Raw genomic sequence first — 12,774 nt, 5'->3', positions numbered from 1 at the left:
CATCGCGAGCGAAAGAGTCGCTCCGAGCAAAATCGTTGGTAGTGTTTTCTTCATTGCTGACACTCCTCGAGGTTCATTCCGGTTGATTGTCGTTAAGAGCAATTAACGCAGCAAACTCGCTGCCAGATCTGTTTTTCACAACGACATCTGACAAGCCGCTCGAGTGTGGCGTGTAATCAGTAAATGGAGGACGCGGACACCGATGAAGGTCTTCGAATCCGGATGGCACATCGATTGCTGGAAATATTGACGACTCACGAAAATAACTTTCGCAAAACCGGGGCAATCAAATGAACTCATCCAAAACCGGAAGCGGCTTGACCGATCCAACTCGGCGCACGCTGCTGAAATCGGCTGGAATGCTCGTCGGCGTGTCTGCTCTGGCGTCGACAATCCCAGCGAGGGCATCAAATATGTCTTCTGAATCCACTCCAACCTCGGGACGTGGAGGCGCCACTGCCACACCTCCGATACATAAGCGCATGGTGGGTTTCATGCTCGCGCACGAACAGTTTCCCGTGCCGGAACTCGTGCAGTTGGGCGTGGCCGCCGAACAGGCAGGATTTGATCTGCTGGCCACCAGCGATCATCTCCAACCCTGGCAATCCAACGAAGGTCACGCGGGTCAGGCGTGGGTCACAATGAGCGCGATCGGCGAACGCACTCGCCGCGTCTGGATAGGGCCTACGGTCACGTGTCCGACCTTTCGCTACAATCCGGCCGTCGTCGCCGAGGCATTTTCCTCGCTGAGTCTGTTGTATCCCGGACGAATCTTTCTGGGTGTCGGCTCTGGCGAGGCCTTGAACGAACAGGCAGCGATAGGATCCTGGCCAAAGTGGCCCGAGCGTTCGGCGCGATTGGTAGAAGCAACCGAAATCATCCGCAAGCTATGGACCGGCGATCAGGTAGCTCACGATGGTAAGTATTACAACGTCAACGCCAAGTTATATGACCCGCCAACAACACCTATACCGCTGCTGATGGCGGCAAACGTCGGTCCCAAGGCTATGTATCGCTCCGGACAATTCGGAGATGGCCTTATTACCGACCCTGAGTCCTGGCAGAAGCACAAGGCGGAATTCGAAAAGGGTGCAAAGGATGCCGGCAAGGACCCTAAGCAGATGCCGGTGCTGGTGGAGCTATTCGTCGTGGTTGGCGATGAGAACGATGCCAAGACATCGGCCGAGCTCTGGCGCTTCCTGCCTAATGCATTCAAAACCTATTTCAACATTCGCGACCCACAGGTAATTCAAAACCGGGCTACCGCAGATCTCCCGCTTCAGAAGGTTTATGGAAAGTGGCCAATAAGCAAGGATCCGGATGTGCACGTTAAGGCATTGATCGAGCAATTCAACGGCGGCGCTACGATCGTGAACGTCCATTCGGGGCAAGCCGATCAAAAGCAGGTCATTGAGTTCTACGGGAAGCACGTTCTGCCTCGCGTCCACGAACAGTTGAATGAAGCGTGAGCTGCGATGTGTTAGTTTGCTCACGGCACGCCGCGAAAAAAGAAAGTCTTACCGGCACCGCTCGACCTGATCGAGCCGGACGCTTCGATCGATGACCTTCGCGATGCCGCGCAGCAATGCCGCGGCTGCGACACCTGGGAACGCGCCACGCAGGCGGTTTTCGGCGAAGGCGCGCCCGGCGCCGAAGTGATGCTCGTAGGCGAGCAACCTGGCAATCGCGAAGATCTCGAAGGCCACCCTTTCGTAGGACCAGCAGGAAAATTACTCGATGTGGCTCTCGAAGAGGCGGGAATAGACCGCAAGCACGTCTACGTCACCAACGTCGTCAAGCACTTCAATTCAACCACCCGCGGTAAACTTAGGATTCACAAGAAACCTAACGCCGAAGAGATCGCCGCCTGTCGTCCGTGGTTGGAGGCCGAGATAGCACGCGTCGGCCCGAAAGTTATCGTATGCCTTGGCGCAACGGCCGCGCAGGCCCTGATCTCGCGCGATTTCCGCGTCTCTCGTCAGCGCGGTGGGATGATGAAGTCATCGCTGGCGCCTTTGATTGCCGCGACGGTTCACCCTTCATCAATCCTGCGCGCGCCCGACGACGAGTCGCGACACGCCGAAATGCGCCAGTTCGTCGCGGACCTCAAAAAAATCGCGCGCCATCTCCCTCCATCCGCATTGAAACGTAGGTAGCTGTAGCAGCTTATTGAATCGGTCCGGTTATACTCTCACTTTCAAGATCGCGCGGACCCCTGCCGTCCGTCATCGCGTACACCGACGCTGACAACACTCGCTTCAATCGCTGATAGTTCTTCATTTTCCGAATCGACAAAATGTAGTTGCGAGAGGACTCCGCCAGCGCAATTTCCTTTTCTTTCGTATCGCGGATGACCTTGATCGCGCTTGGGTCGCGCGGAGTCTCCGAGAAAGTCTCGAGTGCAACTCTTCCCAGCATCAGTTCGTCGTGCCATGCGCCAACGCGGTCCTGTATACCCTTAAGCCACTCGCTCGCAGTCTCCAGCTCTCGATCGGGATAGAATTTCTGGCTCAGTTCTATCGCGTATCTAAGCGTCTTGGTCTTGATACGCACTTCGTGTAGCTCGGGCGCCGCGGCCTTGCTTACAAATTCGTCGATAGCTCCGGTCCATTTGTTCCAGCTGCGCTCGAGCAAACGCCTGAGATTATCCATCATCGGCTCGGACTTGACCTTTTCTTTGATCAAGGCTTTCGCCTTGTTCCCAGTCGCTTTGACTTTGAGCGACTTGTGCTTTCTGGAAAATTTCTTCAATGCCCGACGCCGCTGTTTCGCGATTCTCTCGGCAATTTCAGCCCAGCATCGGCGCTCCTCTTTAGTGCGCGCCTTTCGTCGCGCTTTTTTCAGCTCCGTGAGCAGGACGTCGCTATCGCGCCATTCGCTCAGTGCATGTCGGCTTCGTCGCAATCGGTGGATAATCTTCGTCACCGGCCGCGACGGGCGACGAATCCCGATGGCGTCCACGATCGTTTGAAGCTCTCGAGTAGCCTTGCGGAAGTCGTGAATCGCTTCGCCGTCAAGCCTGTGCACGATTTCCTTGAACGTCGATTTGAGCTGACGCACTCGCTTGCTGGAGTGCCGCACGAATTCTGTCTCGAATTTCTTTGCAGCGTTCAAGATGCCCTCGCTTTCGATGCGCAAGCGTCATGCCTTCTTGTTTTTGAATCGCACCAATGCGCACGAAATGATTCATGCGCAAAATTTTCCCACTTCCCGTTTCAACTATTGATAAGGGCTAAATCATTCTCCCATTACGATGGCATAAGAGTTGCGCCATTTCTTCACCAAATCCATCAACCGACAGGTAAGGCAAATGCCGGAAGAAGAAACTCTTAGAAGGGCGCGCGAAGACAAGGCCGAAGGCAAAGCTCCTTCCGTCCAGGCGGGCGAATTCGTACGCGAGGAAATCCATCATGTGCGTGAGGGAAAGCATGGCGCGCGATCGGCCAAGCAGGCGGTTGCGATCGGATTGTCCAAGGCGCGTCGCGCAGGAGTGAACCTGCCCCAGCCCGACCCTGCGAGAACCAGCAAGAGCACTCGCAAAAAAGCCAAGGCCGATTCCGAGCAAGGCCGCCATCCGCATAAGCCGTCGAAGAAGCGGTCGCGGGCAACGATGAACGCGCTCAAGCGGGAGGGACATCAGTCGGCATCGTCCAAAGCTTTGTCCCGGCAGACGAAATCGAGCGCGGCCAAGCGAAGTAAGAAAGATCGGAGTGCCTCCGCAAGAAAAGCCGCCAGGACGCGATCCGCACAGTCCTAACCGCGACTGCGCGCGCAATTGTCAGAGTCTCTTTGCGACGCTAGCGACGACAGTAGCTAGCTCAGTGGGCTCGATCGGCTTCGGCAGGTGCATCTGAAAGCCCGCCGATAGTATTTTGAGACGATCCTGCGTTCGGGCGTACGCCGTGAGCGCGATAGCTGGCGTCCGGCCGCCTTTGTCCGCCGGCAGCGCCCGCACCATGCGTATCAGGTCGTACCCGCTCTCACCCGGCATCCCGATGTCCGAGATCAATACATCGGGCTTCCATCGTTCCATCAGATCGAGCGCCTCGCGAGTGCTTGACGCAGTCTCGATTTCAGCGCCAGCTTCACCAAGAATTATTGAGACGATCTCCCTCGCGTCCTGTTCATCATCCACCACCAGCACGCGCAAACCGGCCAGCGCAAGAACCTTACCAGGCAAGTTTCCACCTACGCTCGGATGAACCTGTTGCTCACCAGGCTCCGGACCTCGCGCCGAAACCATTATCGGCAGGTCTATGATGAATTCGGTGCCTTTACCCGCACCCTCGCTGTAGGCATTGACCACACCGCCGTGAAGCTCGACCAGGTGGCGTACGATCGCCAGTCCCAGGCCCAGTCCGCCATGTTCCCGAGTCGTGCTGCTGTCGCCCTGGCGGAAGCGCTCGAAGATATGAGGCAGCAGCTTGGGATCGACTCCCCTGCCCGTGTCTGAGACGGCGACTTCGACGTGAGAGTTTATCCGCTGCAAGCGGACTTGAATTCGACCACCCCTCGGCGTGAACTTCACCGCATTGGACAGTAGGTTCCAGAAAATCTGCTGCATGCGGTCGGGGTCGCCGGCGACGGGTCCCGCCGAGGGATCGAGTATCGTCTCGATACGAATCGACTTCGCGTCCGCCGCTGGCCGCACCACTTCGATCGACGCCTCGATTACGGGGATCAGCTGAAAGCTGCGAACATTCAGCCGGAGCTGACCGGTAACGATTCGCGAGACGTCGAGCAGGTCCGCAACCAGTTGGGTCTGCGTCTGGGCGTTGCGCAGGATCGTCTCAATCGCATGTTTCGTTTGTTCATCCAACGGGCGCATCAGCAGCAGCGACGCCCAACCGGTAATCGCATTCAGCGGCGATCGCAGCTCGTGCGACACTACCGCCAGGAACTCGTCCTTGAGACGGCTGGCCTCCTCGGCCTGCTGGCGAGATTGTTTCTCCAGGGCGAGCAAGCGCTCCCGCTCTTCCTCGGACCTTTTACGCTCCGTGATATCGCGCGCGACTTTCGAGGCGCCGACGATCCTCCCACTCCGGTCCCTAATTGGCGAGACGGTGAGTGAAATGTTGAGCATTCGGCCGTTTTTGGCGCGCCGTACTGTTTCGAAGTGATCGACCCTTTCGCCGCGCCCGATGCGCGCGAGCACGTCGTCTTCTTCCGGCCACCGATCATGCGGGATGATCAGCCTGATGTTCTGTCCGATTGCCTCGGCCGCCGTATAGCCGAGGATGCGCTCGGCGGCGGGATTCCAAGACATGATTACGCCCTCGAGAGTCTTGCTGACAATCACGTCGTCGGAGGACGCAATGATGGACGCAAGATGGGTGTCTACATCGAAAGGTGCGGTAGGTTGGCTCAAGGTGCATCTTCCGCGGGGGGCAACGATTTCTATTTTAGATTTATCGAATCAGCCCATCCGACACTAGTCCAGAAAGTCCGCGCCGGATGCCCGGACCGACGCGGTTTTGTCGCCTCCCGCACTATCGCATGAGCCTGAAACAATTGCGCACTTCGCGCACGAATGTTTCGGGCTGCTCGAAGGCGGCAAAGTGTCCGCCCTTGGCCAACTCGTTGAAATGCACCAGGTTGGCGAATCTCTTTTCGGCCCATCGCTTCGAGGTGCGGAATATTTCCTTCGGGAAAATCGAGCACCCAACCGGGACCGTCACGGGATCGGTCAGGGTGCGGCGAAAGCTCTCCCAGTACAGGCGCGCCGACGACGCAGCGTTAGCCGGCAGCCAGTACAGCATCACGTTGTCGAGTAATTCGTCGCGCGTCAGCACACTCTCCGGATGTCCGTTGCAGTCGGTCCACGACCAGAACTTTTCCAGTATCCAGGTGAGCTGCCCCACCGGAGAATCAGTGAGCCCATAACTGACCGTCTGCGGCCGTGTGCTCTGCTCCTTCGAGTACCCCGAATCCCAATCGTTGTAGTGCTGCATGCCCGCGATCGCCGACTTCTCGTTTTCGGTGAGATCGTTCATCGTCGCCGGATCGGGCATCGCGATCGGCATGTTCAGATGGATCCCGACGCAGTTGACCGCGTCCTGGATTCCGATGCAGGTCGTGACGATCGATCCCCAGTCACCGCCCTGCGCGGCGTATCTCTTGTAGCCAAGCCGCGGCATCAGCTCCGACCATGCGCGCCCGATACGTTGAACGTTCCACCCCTTGCTCGTCGGCTTATCCGAAAACCCGTAGCCAGGAAGGGAAGGACAAACGATATGAAACGCGTCGGCCGCATCGCCGCCATGAGCTGTCGGATTCGTGAGCGGCTCGATCACTTTTTGAAACTCGACGATCGATCCCGGCCATCCATGCGTCATCACCAGCGGGAGCGCGTCGGCGTGGGGCGATCGCACGTGGACGAAATGAATCCCGATCCCGTCGATCGTCGTCTTGAACTGCGCGAAGCGGTTGAGGCGAGCCTCGCGCGCGCGCCAGTCATACTTGTCGAGCCAATAAGCCGCGACCTCCTGCGCGTACGTGAGCGGCAGCCCCTGCGACCAGTCATCGACGCACTCGCGCTCGGGCCATCGCGTCTCGCGCAGCCGCCGCTTCAGGTCGTCGAGCTGCGCATCCGTCGCCGCGATTCGGAAAGGTTCGATATTGTTGCTCATGGGAATGCCTCTTGGCTGGATCTGTGGCGGAACAGGTTTTTTGAGTCAAGCGCAATAAGCCTGCGCTCGCCTTTCGCCTCGAAAATAAATAGATGTAGTGTCGATTTGGCCTGAGTCGCACAAGGAGCCCACCTGATGATTCCTGCCAATCCCGCGCCGCTCGCAATTGCGCTCCTCGGACTGCTGCTCGGGATGCGCCACGCGACCGATCCCGATCACGTGATCGCCGTCACCACTATCCTCAGCCGCGAACGCCGGCTCGCCGTCGCCGCGCGCATCGGCGTGGTATGGGGACTCGGCCATACCATCACAGTGCTGATAGTCGGCGCTGCGATCATCGTTTTCAAAATCGCAATTCCGGCCCGGCTCGGCCTTGCGATGGAATTCGCGGTCGCAGTTGTCCTGATTCTGCTCGGCGTCAGCGCAGCCGCCAGTCTGGTCAGAAAAGGAGCGCACCGGATGCGCGGGACGTCGCCGCAACCCGACGATCTAATTGTCCACGCGCACGCGCACACTCACGACGGCGCGACGCATGTACATCAGCACGTTCACGTTGGTGATCACGCCGATCAGGATGACGCGACGCATCTCGATCATCGTATCCCGCCGGACGCATTGCCATTATTCGCAGCGCGGAGACCGCTGCTGAGATCATTCGCCGTGGGGCTGGTTCACGGACTCGCCGGCAGCGCCGCGATCGCGTTGCTGGTCCTGAGCGCGATTCCGAATCCGCTGTGGGCGACGCTCTACCTCGCGATCTTTTGCGTCGGCACTGTTATCGGGATGGGACTCATCACGACCGCAATCGCGACCCCATTCCTGGTCGTGTCGCGACGCGCGTCATGGATTCATCAAGGCCTGGTCACCGGCTCAGGCCTGTTGAGCTTCGGCTTCGGGCTATTTCTCGCCTACCACATCGGCATCGTCGACCATCTATTCAGCACCGCCCCGATCTGGATCCCGCAATGATAGCCACTGCGTAACCGGACTTGGACTTTCTTCCCTCTCCCGCGGGGAGAGGATTGAAGGTGAGGGACCTTGTTCAGGGCGCATTTTTTGCGCGCGATTAAAGATTCTGCCTCCCCCCGAACGTGTCCACCGAAGCATTGCACTCGATGCTGGCGCCCTCACCCGCGCGCGACACAAGTGTCACCGCACGACCTCTCCCGGGGGAGAGGTAAATCTCCAGCTCTAATGATGCGCCCCGCCGCCGTGCGGCGCTTCCGCATGTCCCCCTCCGTCTCCTCCACCATGCGGTGCTTCCGCATGCCCACCTCCACCGTGCGGCTCCTCGACGTGTCCTCCGCCGCCACCGCCGCCACGCGCTGGACGCTCGAACGTTTTCACCTGCTGCTCGTGCTGACGCTCGAAGGACTGCATTTGCTCCGAGTGCTGACGCTGTAGCTCCTGCGCCTGCGCCAAATGCTCGCGTTGCGCAGCCTGCTGATCGGCCGCCTGCTTGCGCACCAGCGCCTGCGTTTCATCCTGATGCCGTCGCACGAGATCCGCCGATTGCTTGACGTGATTCTCCTCGACTCTCTGCCACTGAGCGTCCGGGCCCTCGGCTTCCGCTTTTTGAGCCGCGTCCTTCTGACGCTGCTGCTCCTCCTGCAAATGCTGACGCTCGAAAGCCTGCGTCTCCGCGTCATGCTTCTGCTGAAGCTGCCGCAATTGCCCCGCACGATTGCGCTCGGTCGTCTGCTGCTGCTCGACCCGTTTGCGCTCGAGGTCCTGCAATTCGACGTTGTGCTTCTGCTGCAGCGCAGTCTGCTGCACGCCATGCTCGCGCTCTACCGACTCGCGCATCGCGTCGTTCCAATCGGGATGACGCTGCAAAGCCACCGTTGGATTTTTCTGCGCCCACCAATGGACGTCGTGCCAGACATGCTTGTCGTCGTAGTCGCCCTTCCATTCGGGATGGTGCTGCTCCGCCCACGCAGCATCGTGCTGATGCCACCACGTGTCGGTATGCCACACGTGCTTGTCGTCGAAGTCGCCCCACCAGTTGGGATGATTCTCGCGGACCCAGTCCGGCTTGGTCGCCCACCAATAACTCGCGGGACGCCAGATTTTGTGATCGTCGAAATCACCCCACCAGTCAGGATGATTCTCGCGCACCCAGTCGGGCCGGTTCTGCCACCACCATCCCGCGGGACGCCAGATGTGCTGATCGTCGAAGTCGCCCCACCAGTCAGGATGATTCTGACGACACCAGTCCGCGTGATACTGCCACCACCATCCGGCCGGGCGCCAATAATGTTTGTCGTCGAAGTCTCCCCACCAATCCGGGTGATGCTCGCGAACCCAATCGGGATGGTACTGGTACCACCACGGCGCCGCGTACCAGACGCCTTCGTAATAGTCACCCCACCAATCGGGATGATGCGCGATTACCCAGTCGGGCTGTAGCTGCCACCACCATGGCGCGGGATACCATAAGTCGTCCCAGTCATCGCCCCACCATTCAGGATGATTCTGCAACACCCAGTCGCGACGCCGCTGCCACCACCATCCCGCGGGATACCAGGTGTTATCGTCGACCTCGCCCCACCATTCCGGATGATGCTCGCGCGCCCACTCCGGCTGATATTGAAACCACCACGTGGCCGGATACCACTGACCCTGGTAATAGTCGCCCCACCACTCTGGATGATGCTCCCGCACCCACGCCGGCTGCGAATCCCACCACCACCATGCCGGATGCCATTGATGATCCTCGTCGAAGTCGCCCCACCATTCTGGATGATGCTGCTTGACCCAGTCGGGCTGCGACTGCCACCACCACGACGCATCGCGCCAGGTATGGCCTGAGTCGTAGTCGCCCCACCTAGGCGCCGTAGGTAACGGCGACGGCCAGGGTTTGTACTGCGCAAACGCAGACGTCGCAATCGTTAGGAGAACGGCCCCCACCACCCCCGCAATCATATGCTTGATCCTGGTCATCGATGCCTCCCCCGGATGATAGCCAAGCCGATCGCACCGCAAGCCAACGCCCTAAGGCAAATCGCAACCTATAGTATGTTACGTTTCTCCGCCAACAATCGTTTACAGGATCGTCCCAACTGCTTTCCCGCTCGGGAACCTCCACGTTCCGGTTCCACTTCCCGCGAGTCCCGAAAAAAGGGATTAGCGGTTAGGTGTGATGTTTCAATAGGTTGTCCTTCCGGGAGGACGCTGGGAAGGGGAATCTGACGCGAAGGAAATTGTCCCCAACCCCTTCTAACAGGGACGAAGTCCCGCATCTTTTTTTTCATTGGGTGCAGGGGTCACCCCTGCAAACCGACGGCGGGTTTCACATACAATTACGTTCCTCATGGCTGCGTCCCTTCTTCCCTCCTGCGACACGATGGTGGTGCTCGCGCCGCATACACGCGCGGGGGCGACGATCCTTGCCAAGAACTCTGATCGATCGCCCTACGAATGCCAGCCGCTCGGGCAATTGCCGCATTGCGTTCATCCCGAAGGTGCGACAGTGCATTGCCAGTATCTCGAAATTGCGCAGGTCGCTGAGACTGCTGCCGTCATCGGATCGCGGCCGTTCTGGCTGTGGGGTTTCGAGCATGGCCTCAACCAGTATGGGGTCGCGATTGGCAACGAAGCAGTGCTCACGCGCGAGCTCCTGCCTTCGACGGGTTTGCTCGGGATGGATCTGGTTAGGCTCGGGCTCGAGCGCTCGAGGACTGCCCGCGAGGCGACCGAAATTATCGGTGCGTTGATCGAACGCTGGGGGCAGGGCGGCTCCGCGCAGTACGACGTTGATTTCCGTTATTGCGGTGCATTTATAGTCGCCGATCACGCCGAAGCTTATGTGCTCGAGAGTTCGGGCCGTCAATGGATCGCGTGTCGGGTCGAGGATCGCGCGTGCATCTCGAACCGATTTACGATCGACGCCGGCAGTCTCGGCTCTGCTGACGTCGAAAGCTACGCGCGCGCTCGTGGATGGTGTGATGGCGATGGCGAATCATCGTTCGACTTCGCCGCTGCCTATTCGAGCCGCAATGCGGGCAAGGACAAGAGCGACCCGCTGCATGCGCGAGGACGCCTGACGCGCAGCCGCGAACTGGTCTCGCGCAACGGCCGCCGCACTATCCGCGAGATGTTCGCGATTCTGCGCGATCACGGCGCGCGCGGCGAAATGCCGCCGGGCGGACATCCCTCGACGCGCGACGATTCTCCGACGTTATGCATGCACGGCTCGGTCTCCGGCACCACGGCGAGCATGGTCGCGGAACTTCCGGCGCCTGATGCGGACAGGCTCCCCGTGCTGTGGGCATCGCTGGCAGCGCCGTGCACTTCGGTCGTGTTTCCATTATTCGTCGGCGGAACGCTGCCGCCAGTTCTTGCGGCCGGCGGTGAGAAACCTTCGGCGGATTCGCCGTGGTGGCGCTTTCGAAAGATCCAGGATCTGGTTGCGCTGGCGCCGGAGCGGTTGGCGCCGATCGCATGGAAGCATTTCCGGCCGCTCGAGGCTGCGCTGCTCGAGCGATGCGCCGAGGTCAGCCGTCAGGCGCGCAAGCTCGAGCCCACTGCGCGCGAGAAACTTCTCAGCAGCTTCATGACCCAGAATATCGTCCGCATCCTGAACGCGCAGTCCGCCGCCGAATCCGAATTGATGCGCAACGCGGTCGCGAGGTGAGGGTGCAGTCGATTCAAGAAAGCGCTACGAATAAAGAGGGTGGAAGGTAAAGAGAAATGAAAATCGAATATGCTTTGCTTGCCGATGCAGCCCAGGCGGTCGGCGGCAAAGTCTTTGTGCTGGGCGGTGGATGGAACCTCTATCGATCAGCCAGCTATCCGGCGCCGGTTCAATTTGCCGTCGCGATTGGGCTGGGGTTCAGCCCCAGTGAAATCGGGATGAAGTATCCGCTGAACATTGCCATTGCCGACGAGAGCGGAGTGCCGATTGTCCCCGAGATGAAGGGCCAGGTCGAAACCGGCCAGCCGGCGCCGGACGTTCCCAAAACGGCGTCGGTGAAAATCCCGGTCGCAATCAACATCAACATGTCGCTGCCGCATCCGGGCACATACGGGATCGTCGTGACCGCCGGTACTTCGACGGCTCAACTTTCATTCGAAGCAATCTTCGCGGGTCAAAAGGTCGAGTTAGAGCCCGAGGGCTCGGCGCCAGAGCGCGGCAACTGAGGAACATCGCGCGGCTCTTGCTACGCAGTCCGAATGGGCGGTACTCAAGAGATACCGCTTTAATCGCCTGGCCCAAGCCGGCACGCAGCGTCGATACGAACTTCTGAACGGGAGAATACTAAGCAAATGGATTTTACCTGGAGTGCCGAACAAGACGCTTACCGGATGGACGTGCGGAAATGGCTCGAGGCCAATCGCCCGCAATCTCTTGCCAGGGGCGAGGACGCCGAAGCCGGCGGCGACGATGCAGTCTGGAAGCGTCTCAAGGAATGGCACAAAAAGCTCTATCACGCCGGATGGGCCGGGCTGACGTGGCCCAAAGAGTACGGCGGCCGCGGCGCAACCTTCATCGAGCAGGTCATCTTTCAGCAGGAACTCGGGCGGCTCAATTTGCCGATGGGATGCAACGTGCTCGGCGTCATCATGACCGGCCCCGCGCTGATGCAATGGGGGACCGACGAGCAGAAAAAGCGCTACCTTAATCCGATCCTCGCGGGCGACGAGATTTGGTGCGAGGGGATGTCGGAGCCGGGCGCGGGCTCGGACCTCGCGTCGATCCAGTGCCGCGCCGAGCTGAAGGGTGATGAGTTCGTCGTCAACGGCCAGAAGGTCTGGACCACGATCGCACATCGCGCCGACTTCGTGCAGCTTTTCGTGCGCACTGATCCCGACGTGCCCAAGCATAAAGGAATGAGCGCGTTGCTGGTCGATATGAAATCCCCCGGCGTCACCGTCCGTCCGCTCAAGCAGATCACCGGCGACAGTGAGTTCAACGAAATCTTTTTCGAAGACGTGCGCGTACCCAAGGAAAACCTGCTCGGCCCGGTGAACATGGGATGGCAGGTGCTGGTCTCGACGTTGATGCATGAGCGATTTGGAATCGGCGAGACGCTCGGCGGCACCGAGCAAATGCTCCATCAGATTGTTCAGGTCGCCAAGTCGGTGCAGCTCAACGGCCGTCCTGCGATCGAGGACAACGACATCCGCCAATCAATCGCGCAGT

At 59.5% G+C, this 12,774-nt stretch carries 11 protein-coding genes; 7 read left to right on the top strand and 4 right to left on the bottom strand.

Annotated features, from left to right (window positions below):
• Positions 1-494 precede the first annotated feature (494 nt).
• Positions 495-1,469 (top strand): LLM class flavin-dependent oxidoreductase, encoded by a 975-nt coding sequence (locus tag WB650_RS17825; protein ID WP_423961420.1) that lies wholly within the window; start codon positions 495-497, stop codon positions 1,467-1,469.
• A 66-nt stretch (positions 1,470-1,535) separates the two neighbouring features.
• On the top strand, positions 1,536-2,156 hold the full coding sequence (locus WB650_RS17820) for a UdgX family uracil-DNA binding protein (RefSeq protein WP_423961511.1): 621 nt from the start codon (positions 1,536-1,538) through the stop codon (positions 2,154-2,156).
• Between the two features lie 10 nt (positions 2,157-2,166).
• Here WB650_RS17820 and WB650_RS17815 read toward each other — a convergent pair whose 3' ends face one another.
• Positions 2,167-3,114, bottom strand: a complete 948-nt coding sequence (locus tag WB650_RS17815; protein WP_422303746.1) for a CHAD domain-containing protein — start codon at positions 3,112-3,114, stop codon at positions 2,167-2,169.
• Between the two features lie 196 nt (positions 3,115-3,310).
• On the opposite strand from WB650_RS17815, the gene WB650_RS17810 reads away from it, so the two are divergent.
• A complete protein-coding gene (locus tag WB650_RS17810) occupies positions 3,311-3,757 on the top strand; it encodes a DUF6496 domain-containing protein (protein ID WP_422303747.1) in 447 nt (148 codons plus the stop codon).
• A 21-nt stretch (positions 3,758-3,778) separates the two neighbouring features.
• Here WB650_RS17810 and WB650_RS17805 read toward each other — a convergent pair whose 3' ends face one another.
• Both WB650_RS17805 and WB650_RS17800 read right to left on the bottom strand, forming a co-directional pair.
• A complete protein-coding gene (locus tag WB650_RS17805) occupies positions 3,779-5,368 on the bottom strand; it encodes an ATP-binding protein (RefSeq protein ID WP_422303748.1) in 1,590 nt (529 codons plus the stop codon).
• A gap of 121 nt (positions 5,369-5,489) precedes the next feature.
• Positions 5,490-6,629, bottom strand: a complete 1,140-nt coding sequence (locus WB650_RS17800) for an epoxide hydrolase family protein (protein ID WP_422303749.1) — start codon at positions 6,627-6,629, stop codon at positions 5,490-5,492.
• A 135-nt stretch (positions 6,630-6,764) separates the two neighbouring features.
• Here WB650_RS17800 and WB650_RS17795 point away from each other — a divergent pair, with 135 nt between their 5' ends.
• Positions 6,765-7,598, top strand: coding sequence for a high-affinity nickel-transport family protein (locus WB650_RS17795; protein ID WP_422303750.1), 834 nt, complete (start codon positions 6,765-6,767; stop codon positions 7,596-7,598).
• A 222-nt stretch (positions 7,599-7,820) separates the two neighbouring features.
• Here the strand turns inward: WB650_RS17795 and WB650_RS17790 are convergent, their stop codons facing one another.
• Complete coding sequence (locus WB650_RS17790) at positions 7,821-9,572, bottom strand: hypothetical protein (RefSeq protein ID WP_422303751.1); 1,752 nt, start codon at positions 9,570-9,572, stop codon at positions 7,821-7,823.
• Positions 9,573-9,942: 370 nt separating this feature from the next.
• Between WB650_RS17790 and WB650_RS17785 the strand changes: the two genes are divergently transcribed.
• From WB650_RS17785 to WB650_RS17775, 3 genes are all read left to right on the top strand, one after another.
• Complete coding sequence (locus tag WB650_RS17785) at positions 9,943-11,265, top strand: C69 family dipeptidase (RefSeq protein ID WP_422307714.1); 1,323 nt, start codon at positions 9,943-9,945, stop codon at positions 11,263-11,265.
• Between the two features lie 56 nt (positions 11,266-11,321).
• On the top strand, positions 11,322-11,771 hold the full coding sequence (locus tag WB650_RS17780) for a DUF6941 family protein (RefSeq protein ID WP_422307716.1): 450 nt from the start codon (positions 11,322-11,324) through the stop codon (positions 11,769-11,771).
• 126 nt (positions 11,772-11,897) lie between these two features.
• The coding region (locus tag WB650_RS17775) for an acyl-CoA dehydrogenase family protein (RefSeq protein WP_423961416.1) at positions 11,898-12,774 on the top strand (877 nt) is incomplete at its 3' end.

It is taken from the genome of Binatus sp. (SeqCode) (genome assembly GCF_049584895.1).
GTDB lineage: Bacteria > Desulfobacterota > Binatia > Binatales > Binataceae > Binatus.
This window is presented reverse-complemented; position numbering and strand designations above follow the sequence as displayed.

What these genes read in the sequence shown, in the direction of transcription:
- WB650_RS17790 (WP_422303751.1), bottom strand. Translation starts at nt 9,572, where the DNA reads ATGACCAGGATCAAGCATATGATTGCGGGGGTGGTGGGGGCCGTTCTC.
- WB650_RS17825 (WP_423961420.1), top strand. Translation starts at nt 495, where the DNA reads ATGCTCGCGCACGAACAGTTTCCCGTGCCGGAACTCGTGCAGTTGGGC.
- WB650_RS17795 (WP_422303750.1), top strand. Translation starts at nt 6,765, where the DNA reads ATGATTCCTGCCAATCCCGCGCCGCTCGCAATTGCGCTCCTCGGACTG.
- WB650_RS17810 (WP_422303747.1), top strand. Translation starts at nt 3,311, where the DNA reads ATGCCGGAAGAAGAAACTCTTAGAAGGGCGCGCGAAGACAAGGCCGAA.
- WB650_RS17800 (WP_422303749.1), bottom strand. Translation starts at nt 6,629, where the DNA reads ATGAGCAACAATATCGAACCTTTCCGAATCGCGGCGACGGATGCGCAG.
- WB650_RS17785 (WP_422307714.1), top strand. Translation starts at nt 9,943, where the DNA reads ATGGCTGCGTCCCTTCTTCCCTCCTGCGACACGATGGTGGTGCTCGCG.
- WB650_RS17780 (WP_422307716.1), top strand. Translation starts at nt 11,322, where the DNA reads ATGAAAATCGAATATGCTTTGCTTGCCGATGCAGCCCAGGCGGTCGGC.